The 21859-nt window shown below is 55.2% G+C and carries 18 protein-coding genes and 1 tRNA gene; 14 read left to right on the forward strand and 5 right to left on the reverse strand.

Annotated elements, in window-relative coordinates:
- Positions 1 to 71 precede the first annotated feature (71 nt).
- From ACPXV9_RS03290 to ACPXV9_RS03335, 10 genes are all read left to right on the forward strand, one after another.
- Positions 72 to 662 carry a Na+/H+ antiporter subunit E gene (locus ACPXV9_RS03290; protein ID WP_423894557.1) on the forward strand — a complete coding sequence of 197 codons (591 nt, stop codon included), beginning with the start codon at positions 72 to 74 and terminating at the stop codon, positions 660 to 662.
- The gene (locus ACPXV9_RS03295; protein WP_423894558.1) at positions 659 to 919 is read left to right on the forward strand and encodes a monovalent cation/H+ antiporter complex subunit F; all 261 of its coding nucleotides are present in this window, start codon (positions 659 to 661) and stop codon (positions 917 to 919) included. Before ACPXV9_RS03290 ends, ACPXV9_RS03295 begins: the two co-directional genes overlap by 4 nt.
- Complete coding sequence (locus ACPXV9_RS03300) at positions 916 to 1281, forward strand: monovalent cation/H(+) antiporter subunit G (protein WP_423894560.1); 366 nt, start codon at positions 916 to 918, stop codon at positions 1279 to 1281. The genes ACPXV9_RS03295 and ACPXV9_RS03300 overlap by 4 nt, the downstream gene beginning before the upstream one ends.
- On the forward strand, positions 1271 to 1573 hold the full coding sequence (locus ACPXV9_RS03305) for a DUF4040 domain-containing protein (protein ID WP_423894562.1): 303 nt from the start codon (positions 1271 to 1273) through the stop codon (positions 1571 to 1573). Before ACPXV9_RS03300 ends, ACPXV9_RS03305 begins: the two co-directional genes overlap by 11 nt.
- Entirely contained in the window at positions 1557 to 2300 is a 744-nt protein-coding gene (gene mbhE / locus ACPXV9_RS03310; protein WP_423894564.1) for a hydrogen gas-evolving membrane-bound hydrogenase subunit E, read from the forward strand. Before ACPXV9_RS03305 ends, mbhE begins: the two co-directional genes overlap by 17 nt.
- Positions 2297 to 2590, forward strand: a complete 294-nt coding sequence (locus ACPXV9_RS03315; protein ID WP_423894566.1) for an NADH-quinone oxidoreductase subunit K — start codon at positions 2297 to 2299, stop codon at positions 2588 to 2590. Before mbhE ends, ACPXV9_RS03315 begins: the two co-directional genes overlap by 4 nt.
- Positions 2587 to 4116 carry a complex I subunit 5 family protein gene (locus ACPXV9_RS03320; protein ID WP_423894568.1) on the forward strand — a complete coding sequence of 510 codons (1530 nt, stop codon included), beginning with the start codon at positions 2587 to 2589 and terminating at the stop codon, positions 4114 to 4116. Before ACPXV9_RS03315 ends, ACPXV9_RS03320 begins: the two co-directional genes overlap by 4 nt.
- Entirely contained in the window at positions 4113 to 7334 is a 3222-nt protein-coding gene (locus ACPXV9_RS03325; protein ID WP_423894570.1) for a complex I subunit 5 family protein, read from the forward strand. Before ACPXV9_RS03320 ends, ACPXV9_RS03325 begins: the two co-directional genes overlap by 4 nt.
- Positions 7335 to 7366: 32 nt before the next feature.
- The gene (locus ACPXV9_RS03330) at positions 7367 to 8299 is read left to right on the forward strand and encodes a universal stress protein (protein WP_423894571.1); all 933 of its coding nucleotides are present in this window, start codon (positions 7367 to 7369) and stop codon (positions 8297 to 8299) included.
- Between the two features lie 236 nt (positions 8300 to 8535).
- Positions 8536 to 9300 (forward strand): tellurite resistance TerB family protein, encoded by a 765-nt coding sequence (locus tag ACPXV9_RS03335; protein ID WP_423894572.1) that lies wholly within the window; start codon positions 8536 to 8538, stop codon positions 9298 to 9300.
- Between the two features lie 584 nt (positions 9301 to 9884).
- Here ACPXV9_RS03335 and ACPXV9_RS03340 read toward each other — a convergent pair.
- A tRNA-Leu gene (locus ACPXV9_RS03340) sits at positions 9885 to 9971 on the reverse strand.
- 183 nt (positions 9972 to 10154) lie between these two features.
- Here ACPXV9_RS03340 and queA point away from each other — a divergent pair.
- The 4 genes from queA to secF all read left to right on the forward strand — a co-directional run bounded on the left by queA (position 10155) and on the right by secF (position 15342).
- Positions 10155 to 11243: a tRNA preQ1(34) S-adenosylmethionine ribosyltransferase-isomerase QueA gene (queA, locus tag ACPXV9_RS03345; protein WP_423895036.1), complete on the forward strand. Its 1089-nt coding sequence runs from the start codon at positions 10155 to 10157 to the stop codon at positions 11241 to 11243.
- Positions 11244 to 11272: 29 nt separating this feature from the next.
- On the forward strand, positions 11273 to 12397 hold the full coding sequence (gene tgt / locus ACPXV9_RS03350; RefSeq protein WP_423894574.1) for a tRNA guanosine(34) transglycosylase Tgt: 1125 nt from the start codon (positions 11273 to 11275) through the stop codon (positions 12395 to 12397).
- Positions 12398 to 12538: 141 nt separating this feature from the next.
- Positions 12539 to 14410 carry a protein translocase subunit SecD gene (secD, locus tag ACPXV9_RS03355; protein WP_423894576.1) on the forward strand — a complete coding sequence of 624 codons (1872 nt, stop codon included), beginning with the start codon at positions 12539 to 12541 and terminating at the stop codon, positions 14408 to 14410.
- A gap of 11 nt (positions 14411 to 14421) precedes the next feature.
- The gene (gene secF / locus ACPXV9_RS03360) at positions 14422 to 15342 is read left to right on the forward strand and encodes a protein translocase subunit SecF (RefSeq protein ID WP_423894578.1); all 921 of its coding nucleotides are present in this window, start codon (positions 14422 to 14424) and stop codon (positions 15340 to 15342) included.
- Positions 15343 to 15456: 114 nt separating this feature from the next.
- On the opposite strand, the gene fdxA is transcribed toward secF, so the two are convergent.
- The 4 genes from fdxA to ACPXV9_RS03380 form a co-directional block, all read right to left on the reverse strand.
- Positions 15457 to 15780: a ferredoxin FdxA gene (fdxA, locus tag ACPXV9_RS03365; RefSeq protein WP_423894580.1), complete on the reverse strand. Its 324-nt coding sequence runs from the start codon at positions 15778 to 15780 to the stop codon at positions 15457 to 15459.
- Between the two features lie 109 nt (positions 15781 to 15889).
- A complete protein-coding gene (mutS, locus tag ACPXV9_RS03370; protein WP_423894582.1) occupies positions 15890 to 18463 on the reverse strand; it encodes a DNA mismatch repair protein MutS in 2574 nt (857 codons plus the stop codon).
- A 220-nt stretch (positions 18464 to 18683) separates the two neighbouring features.
- Entirely contained in the window at positions 18684 to 20093 is a 1410-nt protein-coding gene (locus ACPXV9_RS03375) for an amidase (protein ID WP_423894584.1), read from the reverse strand.
- A 61-nt stretch (positions 20094 to 20154) separates the two neighbouring features.
- The gene (locus tag ACPXV9_RS03380) at positions 20155 to 21801 is read right to left on the reverse strand and encodes a GMC oxidoreductase (protein WP_423894586.1); all 1647 of its coding nucleotides are present in this window, start codon (positions 21799 to 21801) and stop codon (positions 20155 to 20157) included.
- Between the last annotated feature and the right edge of the window lie 58 nt (positions 21802 to 21859).

Consider the following 21859-nt stretch of genomic DNA (forward strand, 5'->3'; position numbering starts at 1 on the left):
AATCGAATGCCTGTAGGTCAATGAATTGGCTATGGCGTGCTGTTTCAGGCGCTCAGAGTTTGGAGATGTCCATGCAAATTAATTATCCCTGGCAGAGCAAATTGGCTGCGGCTGCGGCTGCGACTGTGGCGGTGATGCCATGGCTGAAATCCACCTTGGTGTTTGCTCTGGTATGGCTGTTGTTGACCCGCGGTGCGCCTGACTCCTGGGTGATCGGCATTATTGTGGTGCCGCTGGCCAGCTGGTGCGCCATCCGGCTGTTCGCCAGCCATTCGTGCAGCTCCGCCGCAACAGATTACCCACTGAATTTGCTGGCGCTGTTCAAATTTATTCCCTTCTTTTTGATCGAGTCGCTCAAAGGCGGTTGTCAGAGTGCGTTGCTTGCCATCTCGCCAAAGCATGCCGGGGCATCGGGTTTTATTCACTATATTACGACTCTGCCGGAGGGACGCCCACGACTGTTTTTTATCAACATTGTCAGCCTCTTGCCGGGCACCGTCAGCGCAGCCTGGCGCGAGGATGAGGTTGTTATTCATGTGCTTGATATGGATTGTGACCATTCCAGCGAGTTGCGCGAATGTGAAAACAGAATTGCGGCCCTGTTCGGCCTGTGCCTGATCGAGCCCGGGAGTACAGCGCACAATCATCAGGAGGTCTTATGATGGCCAGTTATCTGATGGGTGTCAGTCTGGTGTTGATGTTGATTCTGTTATCCGGATTGGTGCGGGTGATGTCCGGCCCGACCAGTACCGACCGCATGTTGGCATCGCAATTATTTGGTACCGCCGGGGTGGCGATACTGATGCTGCTGGCAGTTGTGCAGCAACAGGCGGCGTTGCTCAATGCCGCACTTGTATTGGCGTTGCTGTCGCCGTTGATTGTGATCACATTTGTCGCCCTGGCGGGGAGAAACCCATGAGCTTTGGCGATGTCTTTACGGTAGTCACCAGTCTGATGGGGCTGTTCTTCTTTGCCGCTGGATCAATTGGGCTGCTGCGCTTTGCCGATGTCTTCAGCCGGCTCAATTCCCTGACCAAGGCCGATAATCTCGGTTTGGGTCTGATCGCTCTGGCATTGGTGCCGCAGGTGGCCTCCGGTTTTGATGCCTTGCAGCTGATCATAATCTGGGTGCTGGTGATGATTTCCGGTGCCGTTACCAGCTTTTTAATCGCCCATCATGGCTGCGCAGATCAGACTGACGAGGACACGGCCTGTAGCAGGCTTAGCGCCAGAGAACCCTGTCAAATGAAACACAGCACAGGAGGCCGCCATGAACACTGAATTGCTGCTCGATATGCTGCTGGCTGCAGGAGCGCTGACTTTGGCCGGGCTGAGTTTGTTGGCTCGTCAAGTCTTCACGGCCATTTTGCTTTACATCAGTATGGGGTTGCTGGTCACCATTATCTGGGTGCGCCTCAATGCCTGGGATGTGGCTATTGCTGAAGCTGCCATTGGCGCCGGTTTGACTGGCGCCCTGTTACTCATTGCCTGGCGGCGGCTGGCTGATGAGGACGCGCTGCAAACCAGTCAGCCCGCTGAATTTAAGGAGGTGGACGATGTTCCTGAGACTTGAATTTAGCGAGGGCAAACACAGCCGCTCCGGATTGTCGCTGGCAAGCCGCTGGCTCCTGGGTGGTGTGATTTCGTTGTTGAGTCTCGCGCTGATGTTGGCGGTGATTTCCACTGACAAGGCCACACCCGGTCTTGCCGAATGGGTCAGTACTCATCTGGATCGTAGTGGTGTTGAAAATCCGGTGACTGCGGTATTACTTAACTTTCGCAGCTACGACACCCTGTTGGAGATTGCGGTGTTGTTGATTGTAGCGTTGGCGATTCTGCCTGGCCCCAATGCTGATGCAGCACCCTGGTTGTCTGTGGATGAACGCAAACCGGTTAGCCCGCTGTTGGCAGGCCTGTTGTGCTGGTTGGTGCCCATGGCCTTGCTGGTGGGTGGCTATCTGTTATGGACTGGTGCTTATTCCCCCGGTGGGGCCTTTCAGGCTGCTGCCGTGATCGCCGGTGCCGGGGTTGCCCTGACGGTGGCTGGTCGCCATCGTTTTTGCTGGCAATCAAGTGCCGCGCGACTGTCTCTCATGGTCGGTCTGCTGATGTTTATGTTGGTTGCCGCGGTCAGTGGCCTGATCACGGGCACCACCCTGCAATACCCGGTGGCTCATGCCGGCTGGTTGATATTACTGATCGAAACTCTGGCGACAGTGTCAATCGCGGCGATTCTGTTAGCACTGTTTACCCAGTTGCATGATATGGCCGCCGCACCTGACAAGGAGGGGGCTCCATGACACAGGATCTGATTTACACCCTGTCTGGAATCGTCTTGTTTGGTATTGGTGTATTCGGTGTGATTGCGTCGGTGCACATTATTCGCAAGCTGATTGCCACCAACATCATCGGCATTGGTGTTTTTATGGTGTTTCTGGCCAGTGCCCGTCACGGTGAGATCACCGACCCGGTACCCCATGCCATGGTTTTGACTGGCATCGTGGTGGCTGTCGCCGGCACAGCCTTGTGCTTGTGGCTGGCGCTGAAAATCCATTTGTCCGACAAGCGCGGGCAAGGAGTTTCATCATGATCAGCAACCCTCTTTGGTTGTTACCCCTGCTGATGGCCTTGCCTCTGCTGGCGGCGATCCTCTGCGGGTTGCTCCGAAGTTTTAGATGGTTGGCCGGACTCAGCAGCCTGTTTGCGCTGCTGCAGTTGGCTGTGGTGCTGATGATGCTGAGGGCCGTTCAATCGCTGGGCTCTGAAGGTGTGCTGCGCTATACCCTGGGCGGCTGGGGCGCGCCATTGGGGATTGATCTGGTGGTCGATGGTCTGGCGGTTATTCTGTTGTTGATCACCGCGGTGTTGGTGTTGTTTCTGAGTCTCTACAGCAGCCAGTATTTTTCTAATGGTGCCAGTGCCGGACGTTTCTGGCCGCTGTGGTGGCTATTGGTAGCAGGTCTTAATGCGGCATTTATGGCGGCCGATGCCTTCAATATTTATGTTGCTCTGGAGATGATCGGCCTCTCTGCGGCGGCATTGGTGGGCCTTGCCGGAACCCGTACGGCTCTGACTGCGGCACTGCGTTACGCGCTGGTAGGTTTACTGGGTTCGCTCTGCTACCTGTTGGGTATCGCCTTACTGTATCGAGTCTATGGCACCTTGGATCTGGCGCAGTTGGCTGCTAGCGTCCAGATCAATCCGGCGACCTGGGCCAGCCTGTCACTGGTGACTGTGGGCTTGCTGCTGAAAACCGCTTTACTGCCTCTGCACTTCTGGCTGCCGCCAGCACATGCCAGCGCACCGGCGCCAGTGAGTGCTGTTTTGTCGGCGCTGGTGGTCAAAGCCTCTTTTTATCTGCTGGCCAGGTTCTGGCTGGATGTTCTGTCCCCCGCGACCACCGAGGTGGCCATGAACTTTCTGGGTGTTCTGGGGGCAGTGGCGATTGTCTGGGGTTGTGTGAAGGCGTTCCGTACCTCGCGTCTGAAATTACTGGTGGCCTATTCCACGGTGGCACAACTGGGTTACCTGTTTTTGTTGTTTCCGTTGGCGGCTGCTTATGGCAGTTCATCGGCTCTGGGCAGTTCATCGGCTCTAGGCAGTTCAGCCATGATCGCCGTGGTGTTTTTTATCGTCGCCCATGCCTTGGCCAAGGCCGCGATGTTTTTGGCTGCGGGCAATATTCAGAACTACTTCGGTCACGATGAGATTGATCGGGTTCAGGGTGTGGCCCGTTTGCAACCGGTGGCGGTTTTCACTTTTGCCATAGCCGGTGTCAGCCTGATTGGTTTGCCACCCAGTGGCGGTTTTATCGCTAAGTGGTTGCTGCTTAATACCGCCATCCAGAGCGGCCAGTGGTGGTGGGTAGTCATCATGCTGCTGGGCGGGCTATTGGCGGCCCTGTATGTTGGCCGGGTGGTGGCGGTGGCATTCAGTCAGATGCCGTCAGTTCAGATGAATACGGGTGCTGCTCGCCCCGTGTCCCGGAGCCAGAGCTGGAGTGGCCTGGTGCTGGCGCTTGCCGCAGTATTGCTGGGCTTTAACACCGACTGGTTGATGGGGCTGCTGGGCCCTGAAGCGGCTGTTTCTGCAACGGTGGCGGGGGGCTGGCAATGACATTACATACGCTGTTACCGTTGCTGATTGTACTCTCGGCGCTGGTGCCGGGGGTGATGATTTTTTTCCTGCGAGATGACCAGATACGTCTGCGCAGAATATTGAATCTGGGCGCCTGCATCATCTGTCTGGCCCTGATCGTGTTGCTGATTGCCGGTGTCTACGACGGTGCCGTATTTGAAACCCGGTTACCCTTGATGCCGGGTATGGATCTGGTACTGCACGCCGATACCCTGTCGTTGTTGTTTGTCAGTCTCACTGGCATGTTGTGGTTTCTTACCACCATCTATGCCATCGGTTATCTGGAGGGCACCGCGAATCGCAATCGCTTTTTCGGCTTTTTCAGTCTTTGCGTCGGGGCCACTTTGGGGATCGCCCTGGCTGGAAACCTGATTACCTTTTTGATTTTCTACGAGTTTCTGACGCTGGCAACCTACCCGCTGGTGGTTCATAAGGGCAACGCGGCTTCCATCAAGGCTGGCCGTATCTACCTGACTTACACCCTGATTGGTGGTGCTTTGTTACTGGCCGGAGTGGTGTGGCTCAAGGCCATTGCCGGGCCACTTGACTTTACCGTGACCGGGGTGCTGCCTTCCATGCCGCATCTGGATCAGGGTCAGTTGAAAATCATCTTTGTACTGCTGATTGCTGGTTTGGGGGTAAAGGCCGCTCTGGTGCCCGCCCATGGCTGGTTGCCGGTGGCCATGGCGGCTCCCGCTCCGGTCAGTGCATTGCTGCACGCCGTGGCGGTAGTCAAAGCCGGGGCCTTCGGCATCATCCGGGTGGTCTACGACGTCTATGGTGTCGAGTTTGCTCAGGAGCTTGGATTGACGGTCTGGTTAGCGGGAATTGCTGCTTTGACCATTGTTTATGGCTCGGTGCGCGCGGTATTTCAGGATGACATTAAAAAGCGACTGGCGTTTTCCACGGTCAGTCAGGTGTCTTACATCGCTTTGGGTACGGCCATCGCCGGGCCATTGGCCACCATCGGAGGCATGGTGCATCTGGTGCATCAGGGCTTGATGAAGATCACCATGTTTTTCTGTGCCGGCAATCTGGCCGAAACCCTGTCGGTTCACAAGGTCAGCGCCATGAATGGTGTCGGTAGGCGCATGCCATTGACTATGGCGGCCTTCACCATTGCAGCACTGGGTATGATTGGCTTGCCGCCACTGGCAGGGTTTGTTTCCAAGTGGTACCTCGGGCTCGGGGCCCTGGAAGAGGAGGCGTACTGGGTGCTCGGGGTTCTCGCGATCAGCAGTCTGCTCAATGCCATTTATTTCCTGCCGATGCTCTATGCCGCCTGGTTCAAACCGGCCGAGCGTGAGTGGGATAAGCCTGAGGGCTTTACAGAAACTTCCTGGATGCTTTTGTTGCCGCCGGTTGCCACGTCGTTGATGGTGGTTTCTGTGGGGATTTTTGCCAGTGTTGTCACCAGCCCTCTGAGTCTGGCCAAGTTGATCGCCTCGCTGGAGTATGGCCAGCTTTTTGAGGGGGTGGCTGCCAGTATGCAAGGCTCACTGGTGCCTTTGGGCATGGTGATTGCGACCCCGCTGCTGGTTGCGCTCGGGGTGTTGATGCCCGCCACTCGCGCACGGTGTATACGGCTTACCCCCTGGGCTGCTTTACCAGCTTTGATTACAGCACTGTGGCTACCCCAGCAATCACTGCAATTGCCCGCCGTGTTTTTCGGCAGCCTGCTCCGGCTCGACCCAACCTCACAGACCCTGTTGCTGCTGGCGTCGGTGCTGTGGTTAATCGCTGGTCTTTATGGTCGCTACTACCTTGAGCGAGACCAGCAGCTGGCTCGCTACAGCTTTTGCTTTCTGCTCTGCATGTCGGGCAGTTTTGGACTGACCTTGTCTCAGGATGTGTTCGGTTTTATCACCTTTTTTACCCTGATGAGCTTCGCTGCCTACGGTCTGGTGGTTCACTCCGGTAGCGATGAGGCTATGCGTGCCGGCAAGACTTACATTCAGTGGGTGGTGGTCGGCGAAGTGCTGTTGTTTTCTGCCCTGGTTGGTCTCACCTACAGCAACGGTTCCTCAAATCTTGGGTCGATGGCTACGTCCCCCGCGGTGTTGGCCGACGGACAGGCGGCGCTTGACCAACCTGCCTGGGTCAGTTGGCTTTTGATGCTGGGTTTTGGCATCAAGGCCGGTTTGCTGGGTACCCACTTCTGGCTGCCCCGGGCCCATCCGGTGGCGCCAGTGCCCGCCAGTGCCCTGCTCAGTGGGTTGATGGTCAAAGCCGGGTTGATCGGTTGGTTACGATTCCTGCCAATGGGGGACAGTGGTCTTGAGACGCTGGGATTGGTCATGGTGGTATTGGGGTTTGCCGGAGCCTTCGTTGCGGTTGCTGTCGGTGTGGTACAGCGCAACCCCAAAACACTGCTGGCTTATTCCACCATCAGCCAGATGGGGATCATTACTGTGGCAGTCGGCTCGGCGCTGATTCAGCCTCAGCTATGGCCCTTGCTGGCTGCGGCAATCATCATTTACGCGGCGCATCATGGTTTGGCCAAGGCGGCGTTGTTCCTCAGTGTTGGCATCGCGCCGGCCCTGACAAGCCAATCTCCGCAGCGTTGGCTGGCGTGGCTGGTGGTGTTGCTGCCAGTGGTTGCCATGGTGGGGCTGCCCTTGAGTAGTGGTGCGCTGGCAAAAGCTTCTCTCAAAACGGTGTTGACGGATTTGCCATGGGTCGTTGCTTTGCTGCCGCTGACGGCGATTGGCACCACAGTGTTGCTGTTGCGCTTTATCGACCTGTTGCAGTCGTCCTCGGCAAAAACTGCCCTGTCGCCTGCGAGCCTCAATGCCTGTCTGTCGGTTTCTGTGGTGATGGTTGTTCTGGTAACCAGTGGTGTCTACTGGTTGCCCCAGGCGACAGGTTTTATTGATTCGACACTGACCCCTCACGCCATCTGGGGAGCAATCTGGCCGGTGCTAATTGGTGTCGTGCTGTTTTCAATGCTGCGCAAGATTCTGGCTGAAGCCACGATGCCGGCAAACGGCTTGAGACCGTTGTGGCGCGATACCATGGCACTGCTGCGTCATTTGAGTGCTGGGGTTGGCGGCTACTGGAGTCAACTGAACAGTCACAGAATTCCCGCAGTCACAGGATTCGAGCGTCTGGGTATGGCGCCGTTGCAACTTCATCCCGGCATTGCCTTTGTTGGCATTTTATTGTGCTTTGTCGTGCTGATTGCCCTGGGTGGCTGATTTGATTGAACCAACTCGGTGGAGGTAATGGAATGAAGCGGTTTAACAACATCTTGGTAGTGGTGAAAGGCGAAGATGAACCTGAAACAAATCCCGCAGTGATACGCGCCGCAGCACTGGCCCGTCAAAACAGTGCCAGTCTGACGTTGATGGATGTGGTGCACCCGCCTGAGAGTAACATGTCGGAACTCAAGGGGATTATCGAACCTGATGAGTTGTTGGCGCTATTGGTTAATCAACGGCATGCGGCTCTCACGGCTGTGGCTGAAAGTCTTGCCGGGCTGAATAATGTCGAGGTCAAGATTGCGGTGGGGCGTGACTTTATCGAGATCGTGCGCCAGGTCATTCTGGCCGGACACGATTTGCTAATTAAGGTGGCCAATGAGCATGCGGATAATTTTGACAGCAGCGATTTTCATCTGATGCGCAAATGCCCTCAGCCGGTCTGGTTGTTAAAGCCCGCTGCGGATTCGAAAGCCCAAAAAATTCTGGCGGCCATTGACCTCAATCTGGAAGACCACGAAGAGGGCAGAGCATTGAATGCCATGATTATGGATCTGGCCACCACGCTGGCGTCTGAAGATGACAGCGAATTACATGTGCTATCTTGCTGGTCACTCTATGGCGAAAGCTCTCTGCGCAATAGCGCATTTATGCGGGTCTCGGAAGAGCGCATAACCGAACTGTTGGACAGCGAGCGGCGGGCAAACCAGGCATTACAGGATGCATTGGTGTCGCGCTACCAAGCACAGGCAATTCATACGCACCTACTCAAAGGCAGTCCGGTGGATTTGATTCCGCAATTTGCTCGTGCAAATCATGTCAGTGCCGTGGTGATGGGAACGGTGGCTCGCACAGGGGTGCCCGGGTTACTGATAGGCAACACAGCAGAGGAAATACTGCGCCTGATCGATACGTCAGTGATTACCCTCAAGCCCAGCGGTTTTGAGTCGCCGGTTAAGTAGCTGCCCGAGCTGTTGATGATGGGGGTGGCACAGGATCTCTGTGCTGGCGGAGACATTGAATTGTGGTTGCTTTTTTTATTTGCTTTAAAGATCGGAAAAGACGAGCTTTTGATCTAAAAATATCGATTTTTTATGTTTTGTTGCAGGGCTTATGATCGATTTTGATACAGGCCCGGTCTCCACCAAAAGTACCTGGCTGCAAACTGACGGCACAGCAATCAACGGAGATTTGTTACATGAACTTTTCAAGCATTCTTAGCGATTTGGCAGGTAATAACTCAGGAGCCAACTCGGTTAACAGTGGTATGTCCCAGATGGGCGATACCGTGCGTGGTATGACCAGTAATCTGCCTGGTGGTTTGGCCGGTGGCGCCGTTGCCGGTGGCTTGATGGCTTTGCTGGTGAGCAATAAATCGGTACGTAAAACCGCAGGAAGTGCTGCGAAATACGGTGGCGCTGCACTGCTCGGGGGGCTTGCCTACAAAGCTTACAACAATTGGCAGCAACGACCTGCGAACCCTCCTGCTCAAGCGCCGGCCGCGGGTCATCCACAGCACACTGGCCAATCACAATTTTCTGTTCCGGCTGATAGCTTCCGGCAGGAAGCACAGACCCACATTCAGCAGCCACAAGAGTCAGGGGCGTTTCATCTGGTTCTGATCAAGGCAATGATTGCAGCCGCTCGCGCCGATGGTCAGATTGACAGCGATGAGCAGCGTAAAATTTCTGATGCCATCGACAAGATGAATCTCGACAGTGATGCCAAGAACGAATTGCTGCAGCTGTTTTTAAAACCCTTGTCCATCAGCGATGTGATAGAGGGTGTTACCTCGTTGGAGCAGAAGTCGGAAGTCTATTTGGCTTCGCTCCTGGCGATCGATCTGGATCACGAAACCGAATACGCCTATCTGGCTAACCTGGCCAAAGCACTGGAGCTGCCGGAGGGGCTGGAGCAGCACTTGCGCCAGCAGGCCATGAGTGCGGTGGTTGAGGCGGCTTGATTGGGTGGGGCGATAAATCAACAAGATCATTCAAGGGTGAGTGTTTTGGCGGTCGAGGTCGGGTTGATGTTTTCGGCCTATGGGCCGTAAACACGGCTTCGGGGCTGCGCCGTAAAAAATCCGTTTGTGGGTAGAGCTGCCCATTTCGGATTAGGTGTTGGCCGGAGTGCACTCGCTACATCCATGTAGCTCGCCCTTCGGGTTGCGCCAGGCGCAATGCAAAAGTGCTTTCCTGCACTTTTGTGACAAATTTGTCTGGAACAAATTTGGACTCCGAAGGAGCCTGAAAGGTGAGGCACAGGATGTGCCGAATCAGCGGGGTGCGATATAAACTCAGGTCGAGCCTAAAGGCTCGATATGCAAAAGTTTGTTCGTGGATGAGTGCGGTGTTTTGAAGATCGAGGCCGGGTTGATGTTTTCGGCCTATAGGCCGTAAACACCCCTTCGGGGCTGCGCCACTTTGTGGCTTGTCCAAACTCTGCTTGGTGCAGAGTTTGTGAACCGGGGTGCGATATAAACTCAAGTCGAGCCAAAGGCTCGATAAACAAAAAAGCCCCGTCCGTTGGACGAGGCTTTTGTGTTTATGGTACCAGAGGCCGGACTTGAACCGGCACGCCCGCGAAGGCAACGGATTTTGAATCCGTCATGTCTACCAATTTCATCACTCTGGCACAAAATAGGTGCTGTTACCCTTGGGTAACGAAAGCAGGCGGCGATTATAGCAATGCTTTTCATTGGGTCAACACATAAGTGCTAAATTCTTTTTGTAGACGCTTCTTGAATGGCCGTAAAAGCCGTTTTCCTGTACTCTTGCGGCCTTATTTTTGATCAGTTTGATTAGCCGTTTGATAGTTATGCGCCGACAGGATTTTTTCTACCAATTACCCGATGAATTGATTGCTCGTGAGCCCACGGCCGAGCGCAGTGGCAGCCGTCTGCTGCGGCTGGAGGGCGAGACAGGGGGCATCCAGCATGGTCAGTTTCCCGATCTGCTCAATTGGCTGGAGCCAGGGGATCTGATGATCTTTAACGATACCCGGGTGATTCCCGCCCGGGTGTTTGGTCAGAAGGCCACCGGAGGCAAGGTGGAGGTGCTGGTCGAACGGGTGCTGGATAACCACTCGGTGCTGGCCCACATTCGTGCCAGCAAGTCGCCCAAGGCAGGCTCCACCATTACTCTGGAAGACGACACCCGGCTGAAGGTGCTGGGTCGTCAGGAAGCTCTGTACGAATTGCAATTTCTCAGTGAGCGACCCTGTCTGGAGATTCTCGAAGACATTGGCCACATGCCACTGCCGCCTTATATTGATCGAGAAGATGCGGCGGCGGATCGCGAGCGCTATCAGACCGTCTACAGCGACAAGAGCAAAGCCGGTGCGGTGGCTGCGCCTACGGCGGGTTTGCACTTTGATGAGCCGCTGTTGGAAAAGTTAAAAGCCAAGGGCATTGAGACCGGTTTTGTCACCCTGCATGTGGGTGCCGGTACCTTTCAGCCGGTGCGCGCCGACGATATTCGTGAGCACACCATGCACAGTGAAATCATGGAACTGAACCAGACGGTTTGCGATCAGGTGGCAGCCTGCCGTACCCGCGGTGGTCGGGTGATCGCGGTGGGTACCACCAGTGTGCGCTGTCTGGAAACCGCGGCACAGGCTTCCGAGGGCAGTAAGCTCAAGCCTTATCAGGGCGAAACCAACATTTTTATCTACCCCAGTTATCAATATCAGGTGGTGGATGCGTTGGTGACCAATTTTCATCTGCCGGAATCAACCCTGATGATGTTGGTGTCGGCATTTGCCGGTTACCGTCACACCATGGCCGCTTACGATGAAGCGGTAGCCGAGCGCTATCGTTTCTTCAGTTATGGCGATGCCATGTTTATTACCCGCAACCCCAATGCGACCCAGGAAGAATTACCCAGCCGTGAGGGCAAAGACCTATGACGAGCCAGAACAGCAGTCGCGAATGTTTTATGAAATTTGAACTCGATGGCACGTCGGGGCGGGCACGCCGTGGGCGTTTGAAGTTTCCCCGAGGTACCGTGGAGACCCCGGCGTTTATGCCGGTGGGGACCTACGGCACGGTCAAGGGTATGACGCCGAAGGATGTGGAAGAGATCGGTGCCCATATCATTTTGGGTAACACCTTTCATCTGATGCTGCGCCCGGGCACCGAGGTGATCAAGGCCCACGGTGATCTGCATGATTTTATGCAGTGGCAGGGCCCGATCCTGACCGATTCAGGCGGTTTTCAGGTGTTCAGTCTGGGCAAGATGCGCAAGATTACCGAGGAGGGGGTGGTATTCAAATCCCCCATCAATGGCAGCCCGGTCGAGATTAATCCGGAGATTTCCATGCAGGTGCAGCGGGATCTGGGCTCGGATATTGTGATGATCTTTGACGAGTGCACCCCCTATCCTGCCACTGAAAAAGAAGCCCGGGATTCCATGGAGCTTTCCCTGCGCTGGGCCAAGCGCAGTAAAGACGCCCATGGCGATAACCCGTCTGCCCTGTTCGGAATTATTCAGGGCGGCATGTACGAGGATTTGCGCACCGAATCCCTTGAGGGTCTGAAGGACATCGATTTTGACGGCTTTGCCATCGGTGGGCTGTCGGTGGGTGAGCCCAAAGAAGATATGATGCGCGTTCTCAAGCACACCACGCCGGGGATGCCGGAGGATAAACCACGCTATTTGATGGGGGTGGGCAAGCCGGAAGATGTCGTTGAATCGGTACGCCGCGGTGTGGACATGTTCGATTGCGTTATGCCAACCCGTAACGCGCGCAACGGTCACCTGTTTACGTCTACTGGCGTGATCAAGATTCGCAACGCCAAACATCGTCACGATACCGGCCCGCTGGATGCGGAATGTGATTGCTACACCTGCCAGAATTTCAGCCGGGCCTATCTGCATCATCTGGATAAATGCGGTGAAATGCTGGGTGGTCAGCTCAATACCATCCACAATTTACGCTTTTACCAGAAGGTGATGGCCGATATGCGTGAAGCGCTTTCCAATGACAGCTTCGATGAATTCCTGCAGGAATTCTATGGCAAACAGGGCAAGGAAGTGCCGCCGCTGGATTTTGACGAATAATTCATCGGGAATGGGCGTCAGCCGGGCTGACGCCGACGAATAATCCTGCGTATAATCTTGGCCTTTTAAAAATAACAGAAGCCCCGATATAAGAGGGCTGAAACAATCGTAATCCGGCCGTTTGGCCTTCTGGAATATTACATGATCAATCGCTATCCACTCTGGAAAAACCTGATGGTACTGCTGGTCGCGGTACTGGGTTTTATTTACTCCGCTCCCAATCTTTATGCCCCTGATCCTGCCGTGCAGATTTCCGGTCAGTCCAGTGCCACAGAAATTGATGACAATGCGCTGGCTATGGCAACCAAGGCTCTGGACGAAGCCGGTATTGAATACTTCGCAGAAGAGGCCAATGGTAAATCCGGTCTGATTCGTCTGCGTGATGCGGAAGAGCAGCTGGCAGCGAAGGCGGCCATTCAAAAGGCCATGGGCTTCAACTATGTGGTGGCATTGAACCTGGCGCCAACCACGCCGGACTGGCTTCGCAGCTTTGGTGCCGAGCCCATGAAATTGGGTCTGGATCTGGCCGGTGGTGTGCACTTTCTGTTGGAGGTGGATACCGAAGGTGCCATTGCCAAGCGCATGGAAGGCACTTTGCGTGATGTGAAATCCAAGCTGCGTAAGGCCAAATTGCGCTATCGCTCGGTGACGCTGGATGACAACAGCGTGGTTCGCGCTGTTTTTAACTCGGCTGAAGCTCGCGACAGCGCCAATGCCGAGTTGCGCAAAGAATACCCGGATATGTTGCGCGAGTCTGTGGATCAGGGCGAAGACTTTATCGTCACTCTGGCCATGAGTGAGCAGGCTATCAAAGACGTCGAGAATTACGCCGTCAGCCAGAATATTACCACCCTGCGTAACCGGGTGAATGAGCTGGGTGTGTCCGAGCCGCTGGTGCAGCGTCAGGGTCGCAATCGTGTGGTGGTTGAGCTGCCGGGGGTACAGGATACTGCCGAAGCCAAACGTATTATCGGTAAAACCGCCAATCTGGAATTCCGGCTGGAGGCCAAGCCCTCCGAGCTGGTGTCGCGCAAGGAGTCTTTCTCCTTCCGCAGCGAAGTGGATCAGGGCCGTTGGGGTGACGCCTTCCTGGAGAAAAAAATGATTCTCTCCGGTGATCACGTGGTCAATGCCCAGTCCAGCTTTGACGGTCAGACCAGTCAGCCGCAGGTGAACATTACCCTCGACAGTGCCGGTGGTACCAAGATGCATCGCGCCACCCGCAACAACGTCGGTCGGCGCATGGGGGTACTGTTTATCGAGTACAAAACCCGCATGAATTATGAAATCAACGAGGCGGGTGAGCAGATTGCAATCCCCGAGCAGATCGTTGAGAAGAAGATCATCAGCCTGGCCACCATCCAGAGTGGTCTCGGTGTGCAGTTCCGGATCACCGGATTGGACAATGTGGCCGAAGCGTCCGAGCTGGCGTTGCTGCTGCGTGCCGGTGCCCTGGCCGCCCCCATGTACTTTGTTGAGGAGCGCAGTATTGGCCCGTCTCTGGGTGCTGAGAATATTGCCGTGGGTGTGAAGTCGGTGCAGATCGGTCTGGCACTGGTGCTGATCTTTATGCTGCTTTACTACAAGGTCTTTGGTATTGCCGCCAATATCGCCCTGATGGTGAACCTGGTGTTGCTGATGGCCTGTATGTCGATTATGGGGGCCACTCTGACCCTGCCGGGTATTGCCGGTATCGTATTGACCGTGGGTATGGCGGTGGATGCCAACGTACTGATCTTCTCGCGGATTCGCGAAGAGCTGAAAAATGGTTTGCCGGTGCAGTCGGCCATCAGTGCCGGTTTTGATCGCGCTTTTGTCACCATTCTCGATGCCAATATCACCACCCTGATTGTGGCGGTGATTCTCTACGCCATCGGCTCCGGGCCGGTACAGGGCTTCGCTGTGACCCTGTCCATCGGTATTCTGACCTCCATGTTTACCGCGATTATTGGTACCCGCGCCATCATTAACCTGATCTACGGCGGCCGCCGTGTCGAGAAAATCTGGATTTAAGGCTCAAGATTATGTCTGAACAACGTATAATTAATTTTATGGGCCGTCGCAAACTGGCCGCGGCCTTTTCCATTGCCTTTTTGGTGGCGGCTATTGCGTCGCTGGCCATCAACGGCTTGAAATTCGGTCTGGATTTTACTGGTGGTACCCAGATTGAGGTGGGTTACGAACAGCCCGCCAATCTGGACACCATTCGCAAGCAACTGGACAACGCCGGTTTTGAAAAGGCGGTGGTGGTGCACTTCGGTTCTGAGACAGATGTGCTGGTGCGCATGCAGCGCGGCTTTACTCCGGGCTTGGGTGACGAGGTCATGGAGGCCCTGAGCCGTGAGGCCGAAGGTGAGATCGAGCTGCGCCGCGTTGAGTTTGTCGGCCCGCAGGTGGGTGAAGAGCTGCGCGATGACGGTGGTCTGGGTATGTTGTTTGCTCTGGCCGTGGTGATGCTCTACGTGGCCATGCGCTTCCAGTACAAGTTCTCGATTGGTGCTGTGGCGGCTCTGGCGCACGATGTGATTCTGGTGCTGGGCTTTTTCTCGATCATCGGCATGGATTTCGATCTGACCGTGCTGGCGGCCGTGCTGGCGGTCATTGGTTATTCCCTGAACGATACCATCGTGGTATCGGATCGCATCCGGGAAAATTTCCGCAAGCTGCGGGGCATGACCTCACTGGAAGTGATCAATGTGTCCTTGACGCAAACACTGAGCCGTACCCTGATTACCTCATTCACGACCTTGCTGGTGTTACTGGCTCTGTTCTTTTTCGGCGGCGAGATGATTCACGGTTTCTCTACCGCCTTGCTGGTGGGCGTGCTGGTGGGTACCTACTCATCGATTTACGTAGCGGCCAATGTATTGCTGGCGTTGAACATCGACAAAGAAGATTTGATGCAGCCGATCAAAGAAGGCGAAGAGCTGGATGAAATGCCGTAAGAGGCATTTTATTCGAGCATAAAAAAAGCGCTCTTTTGAGCGCTTTTTTTATTTACACGGAATAGATGACATCCGTGTTTGGCAGCAAGCCGGAGCGGTGGCAATAAATGCCGATTAACGCTCCAGATACTGCAGCTTGTTCTCAACACCGTCCCATTCGGCGTGATCGGCCGGGGGATCTTTCTTCTCGGTGATGTTGGGCCAAACTTCAGCCAGCTCGGCGTTCAGTTCAACGTAGACTTCCTGGCCTTCCGGTACTTCATCTTCAGAGAAGATGGCGTCTACCGGGCACTCAGGCTCACACAGAGCACAGTCGATGCACTCATCGGGGTGAATAACCAGAAAGTTAGGGCCTTCGTAGAAACAGTCTACCGGGCAAACTTCCACACAGTCAGTGTGTTTACACTTAACGCAGTTATCAGCGACGATAAAAGTCATGCTGTTAGCTCCACAAATATCTAGTAGTAATAATTTCGGCGTGCATTCTAGCAGTAACCTAAGGGCTCTGCAGCAAAATCATAGGCGCTGTTATTGCTTTTATCGCTATTTATAACAGCTTTTTCAGCTCATATAGCGTCTGTAGTGCCTGTAATGGGGTCAAATTATCCGGTGACAGCGCTTTGAGTTCTTCCACCGCCGGGTGGGGTGCCGGGCTGTTGAACAGCTCTCCCTGAAATGGATCCTCCAGAGGGGTGGTTGCTGTGCCGTCTTTTTCCGCGGCTTCCTGCTCCAGATGATTGAGCTGGTGTTGGGCCAGCGCCACCACTTCCTGTGGGATGCCCGCCAGCTTGGCCACCTGCAAGCCATAACTTTTGCTGGCCGGCCCTTCCTGAATATTGTGCAGGAACACAATATTGTCGTTGTGCTCGGTGGCGTCCAGATGGACGTTGGCGACGCAGTCGTGGGTTTCCGGCAGCGAGGTGATTTCAAAGTAGTGGGTGGCAAACAGGGTAAAGGGCTTAACTTTTTCGGCTAGCTGAGTGGCGCAAGCCCAGGCCAGGGACAGGCCGTCAAAGGTACTGGTGCCGCGACCAATCTCGTCCATCAATACCAGACTCTTGTCTGTGGCGTTGTTGAGGATATTGGCGGTTTCGGTCATCTCCACCATAAAGGTCGAGCGGCCACCGGCCAGATCGTCCGAAGAACCGATACGGGTAAAGATGCGATCCACCATGCCAATGGCGCTTTCGGCCGCCGGTACAAAGCTGCCGATATGAGCCAGCAGGGTAATCAGAGCCGACTGGCGCATATAGGTCGATTTACCGCCCATATTGGGGCCGGTGACAATCAGCATCTTGCGACTGGCATTGAATACCAAATCGTTGGGCACAAACGGGTGATCGGACACCTGTTCCACCACCGGGTGACGGCCGGCCTTGTAGCTGATGCCGGGGTAGTCGGTCAGGCGTGGCTGGGTAAAGTTCAGGGTGTCGGCGCGCTCGGTTAATGTGGCCAGTACATCCAGCTCGGATACGGCCGCTGCGGCATTTTGCAGGGCAATCAAATCCTGGTTCAGGCGTTCGACAATCTCTTCGTAGAGTGCTTTTTCGCGGCTGAGTGCGCGGCTCTTGGCGGACAGGGCCTTGTCTTCAAATTCTTTCAGTTCCGGAGTGATAAAACGCTCGGCATTTTTCAGGGTCTGGCGACGGATATATTCCGTTGGCGCCTGTTCCGACTGGGCGCGGCTGATTTCAATGTAATAGCCGTGCACCCGGTTGTAACCCACTTTTAAGGTACTGATCCCTGTGCGTTCTTTTTCCCGGGTTTCCAGATCAATCAAAAACTGGCCGGCGTTGGTGCTGATATTACGCAACTCATCCAGTTCGCTGTCATAGCCCTCGGCAATCACGCCGCCGTCACGAATCACCACTGGCGGATTTTCAATAATGGCGCGACCCAACAGGTCTTCCAGTTCCGGGAAGGTGCCAATGGTTTCGGCCAGTTGTTGCAGGCGTGGCGCTTGGGTTTCTGTCAGCTGACTTTGCAGTTGCGGGTAGGCGGCCAGAGAGCTGAACAGCCGCGACAGATCGCGAGGGCGAGCTGAACGCAGGGCGACACGGCCGAGAATGCGCTCCAGATCGCCGATCTGTTTCAGGGTTTGGTGGATGGGCTCAAATTGATAATTCTGTTGCAGTTCGGCAATGGCGTTCTGGCGGTTCTGCAGGGTATTGATGTCGCGCAGCGGGCGATTCAGCCAGCGGCGCAGCAGGCGCGAGCCCATGGCCGTGGCAGCCTTGTTCAGCACATCAAACAGGGTGTTGTCTTCACCGCCATTGAGGTTGATATCAATCTCCAGATTGCGGCGGGTGGCGGCATCCATGGCCACGGCTTCGTCGCGGTTTTCGCTGGTGATGGAGTTGATGTGCGGCAAAGCAGTGCGTTGGGTTTCCTGGGCGTAGGCCAGCAGACAGCCGGCGGAGGCCAGAGCAACGTGCATATGATCGCAGCCAAAGCCCTGCAAATCCTGGGTGCCAAATTGCTGGGTCAGCAGCCGTTGCGCGGTTTCCAGTTCAAACTCCCAGGGCGCGCGACGACGCAGGCCGCGACGGCGCTCTACAATCTCAGGGGTGATTAACTCTTCGGGTATCAGCAGTTCCGCGGGGTTCAGTCGCTGCAGTTCGCCGAGTGCGGCATCCAGTCCTTGAACCTCCAGCACCTGAAAACGTCCGGAACCAATATCCAGCGTCGCCAGACCAAAGGTGTCCTCTACCACGTGCAGGGCCACCAGCAGGTTATCGCGGGATTCATCCAGCAGGGACTCGTCGCTGATGGTGCCCGGCGTAACAATGCGTACCACCTTGCGTTCTACCGGCCCTTTGCTGGTGGCGGGATCGCCAATCTGTTCGCAGATGGCGGCTGATTCCCCTAAACGCACCAGCTTGGCCAGATAGCCATCCACCGAGTGAAAGGGTACGCCCGCCATCGGAATGGGTTCACCGCCGGATTTACCCCGGGCCGTCAATGTGACATCCAGCAGTTCCGAGGCCTTCTTGGCGTCATCGTAAAACAGCTCATAGAAGTCGCCCATGCGGTAGAACACCAGCTCGTTGGGGTGTTCGGCTTTGATGCGCAGGTACTGCTGCATCATTGGGGTATGTTTGACGGTATCTGTACTGCTCATGGGGGCCTTGCTGCTGGTGTCGAAAACAGGGAAAACGAAGCGGTTAAGGATACTTGGAAGGGGGCATGGGTACCAGTGGGCCAGACGCTTCTAAGTCGCGAAAATGAAGTCCACAGGGAAGACTGGATACCCATAACCTTGGCAAGCCGCTGGCCATCTAGACATTCAATAACGTCTTAAGCTCCACTGGTGAGATGGCAGAGAGCCTATGTGCCGGCTTTTATAGCTGTGCGGCCGGCGCTATCTTTTTATGCCATCCGGTGGCCTGTTCGTAAGCGTGGGCAACCTGAATGATCCGGCTTTCCTCGCAGTGGCGCCCCACCAGCTGCAGGCTGAGCGGCAGGCCGGATTGTGAAAAGCCCATTGGGACGGAAATGGTCGGGCTTCCAGAAAAGTTGAATGGCGCCTGATACATCACGATGGGGCCAATAATCTCCGGTGGCAGGATCATCTGTGGTGGAAACTCTTCAAGACTGGGGGCTGGCCCGGCCGCCGAGGGACAGAGCAACATATCAACCTGCAAAAAGGTTTTTGCCAAAATTTGTTTTACTCTGCTTCTGGCAGTGTAGGCAAGGGATGCCTGCTCGGCGGTCACTGACAGACCATGCTCAAGCAGACTTGCAAACACGGGTCCGAATTCGTCTTGGCGCGAAGGGTAAGATGGTTTGTGATAAATGGCCGCTTCTATAGCCGTCAGTGCAAACCAGCGATCCGCGCCTTCCTCAATGCCGGCAACACTGACATCAACGATCTCAGCACCCAGTGTTTGCAGTGCGTTGGCAGCATTATTCAGTGCTGCCGCAACCTCGGGATCAACCTGAGCGTTGAAGGTTTGGTCAACCCCAATTTTAATGCCGTGCAGGCTGTCGCCTATGGCTTGGGTAAAGTCGGTTTGCGGCTCTGGCAGAGAGGTGGGGTCTTCAATGTCCCAGCCGGCGATGGCATTTAATACCAGTGCCGCGTCCATGACAGAATTTGCCATGGGGCCAATGTGATCCAGAGAGTCCGATAGCGGAATGGTGTTGTGTCGGCTGACCCTGCCGTAGGTGGGCTTTATTCCAACCACGCCATTGACGGCTGAAGGCAATCGTATGGAACCTCCGGTATCGGTGCCAATAGCGGCGCAACAGAGGTGGGCTGCCACGGCCACTCCGGACCCGCTCGATGATACGCCAGACCAGTGCTTGGCGTTCCATGGGTTTACCGGAACTTCCAGATCCGGGTGATAACCTGACAGTGCAAATTCGGTCAGATTGGTTTTGCCCAGACAAATGGCACCGGAGGCGTTTAATTTATCGACAACCGTTGAGTTGCTCTGGGGTACGAAATCTTTGAGTATCTGGGACGAGGCGGTTGTGTTGATGCCTTGTGTATACAAAAGGTCTTTGATTCCGAGAGGAATGCCGTGCAGTGGCCCCCGATAAGCACCGCTTTCAATTTCCTGTTCGGCAGCTTGGGACTGGGCTCGGGCCTTTTCTATGGTGACGCAATTATAGGCGTGCAGTGAAGGATTGAGTCTTTCGATGCGACTGAGGAATGATTCGGTTAGCTCAACCGGTGACAGGTTTCTGGATTTTATTCTGTCAGCCAGTTCAGTCAGCGATAGAAAAGCGAGCGTGTTGTCAGGCATGTTCTGTCCTCCTAACCTTGGGTTATATGCAGTATAAAATGTATTTTTTTGGGGTGGCTATTCAGGCTTCGATTGGTGTTTCAGTTTCTGCTTCAACAGAATTCATGTTTGACAGGGGGTTCGCCGGTGCGTGTATCGGCAGCTGCGCAAAGCGCTCGGCCATGGCGGTGATGGTGAGGCTCGGATTAACCCCGATATTGGCGGGTATACTGGAGCCGTCCATAACGAATAATCCGGGGTGGCCGTGCACTTCGTGGTTGCTGTCGATTACCGAGTCAGCCGCAGAAGTGCCCATGGGGCAGCCCGACAGGATGTGCGCGGTGGTAGCCTTGCCGCCAATGGCTTCCAGAGCGCTGCTCATGGGGCGGCCGCCGGCGTGGCGGGCAAAAATCCGGGTTGCCTGATTGGCGATGGGCAGGTAGCTTGGGGCATTGTGGTGCTGATGGGGCTCACTCACCAGTCCGCCTCTGAACAGGTTGCCCAGTGTGCGCTTGTAACGCAGGGTCAGGGCGTTGTCGTGATCCTGCATCACCGTCAGCACGGTTACTCGTTTCTCCCATTCTTTGCAGAACCAGTTACTGAACATCAATCCGGGGCGTAGTAACATGCTGCCCAGAGTCTTGAGAGCGCGGGGCAGTTTGCGTTCATCATCCACCATGGGCACCAACACGGTTCTCAGGAAGCGATAGCCCCGATCAAACCGGTTCTGGGTAATGTGGGTGTGCGGGTCTGGATGGAAGTCGGTAGAAATAGCGGTGCCATCGGTGAGATCGTGGTCTGCCGGATGCAGAATGGCAGTAATGGCCTCGGAGTTGGTGCGCACCACTTCCCCCAGAGTTTGGGAAACTTGTGGCAGGTGGCCATAGTGATCGCGGTTTTTAAACAGCAGCTTGAGTGTGCCCAATACGCCACCAGCAAGAATAACCCGGCGGGCGGTGATGCTGGATTGATACTTGGGGTTGGCTGAATGGGGGTACGAGGGCGACAGGCTAACCCGGTAGCCTTCTTCCAACATGGGTTGGATTTTATCCGCCTGATGTTCGGCCAGAATCTCTGCCCCCTGTCGTTCTGCCAGATACAGATAATTGAGGTCGAGGCTGTTTTTCGAACCGTGCTCGCAACCGGTCAGGCAGCCTGCACAGTAGGTACAGGGTTTGCGCAAAGGGCCTTTGCCATCAAAGAACGGGTCTCTTGGCTCTGTAGTTTGTTCACCAAAAAATATGGCGTTGGGCACGGCGTCAAAATTTGCAGCCGCGCCCAGTTCCGTGGCGGTTTTTTGGAGTATGTCATCTTGCAGGGTTTGCCGGGGATTGCGGCTGACACCGAGCATACGTTTGGCGGTGGCAAAGTGCGGTGGCAGTTCCTTGGCAAAATCTGCCGGCAGGTTTTTGACTCGCGGGTCCTGATAGAACTCGGGTTTGGGCTCAAGCATTACCGCTCCCCAGACCAGACTGCCGCCTCCTACGCCGACGCCGCTGACAACGCTCAGATGTTTGAATGCGGCCTGCTGAAAATACCCCCGCATGCCGAGTCCTGGTGCCCATAACAACTTGCGAGGGGATTGCTTTGCGGCTTTGATGTGCTCTGGGCCAATGCGGCGTCCCTGTTCTATGACGCCAACCTTCCAGCCCTTTTCAGCCAGACGCAGAGCGGAAACAGATCCGCCAAAACCACTGCCAACAATCAGGTAATCGTAATCAAACGCCATGGCTGCTCTCTTATTGTTATTGCTTTAAAAAGAGCATCAATGTACCACCGCAACCAGC

The sequence above is a fragment of the Candidatus Pelagadaptatus aseana genome, from assembly GCF_040362265.1.
GTDB classification, from domain to species: Bacteria; Pseudomonadota; Gammaproteobacteria; order Pseudomonadales; family Cellvibrionaceae; genus Pelagadaptatus; species Pelagadaptatus aseana.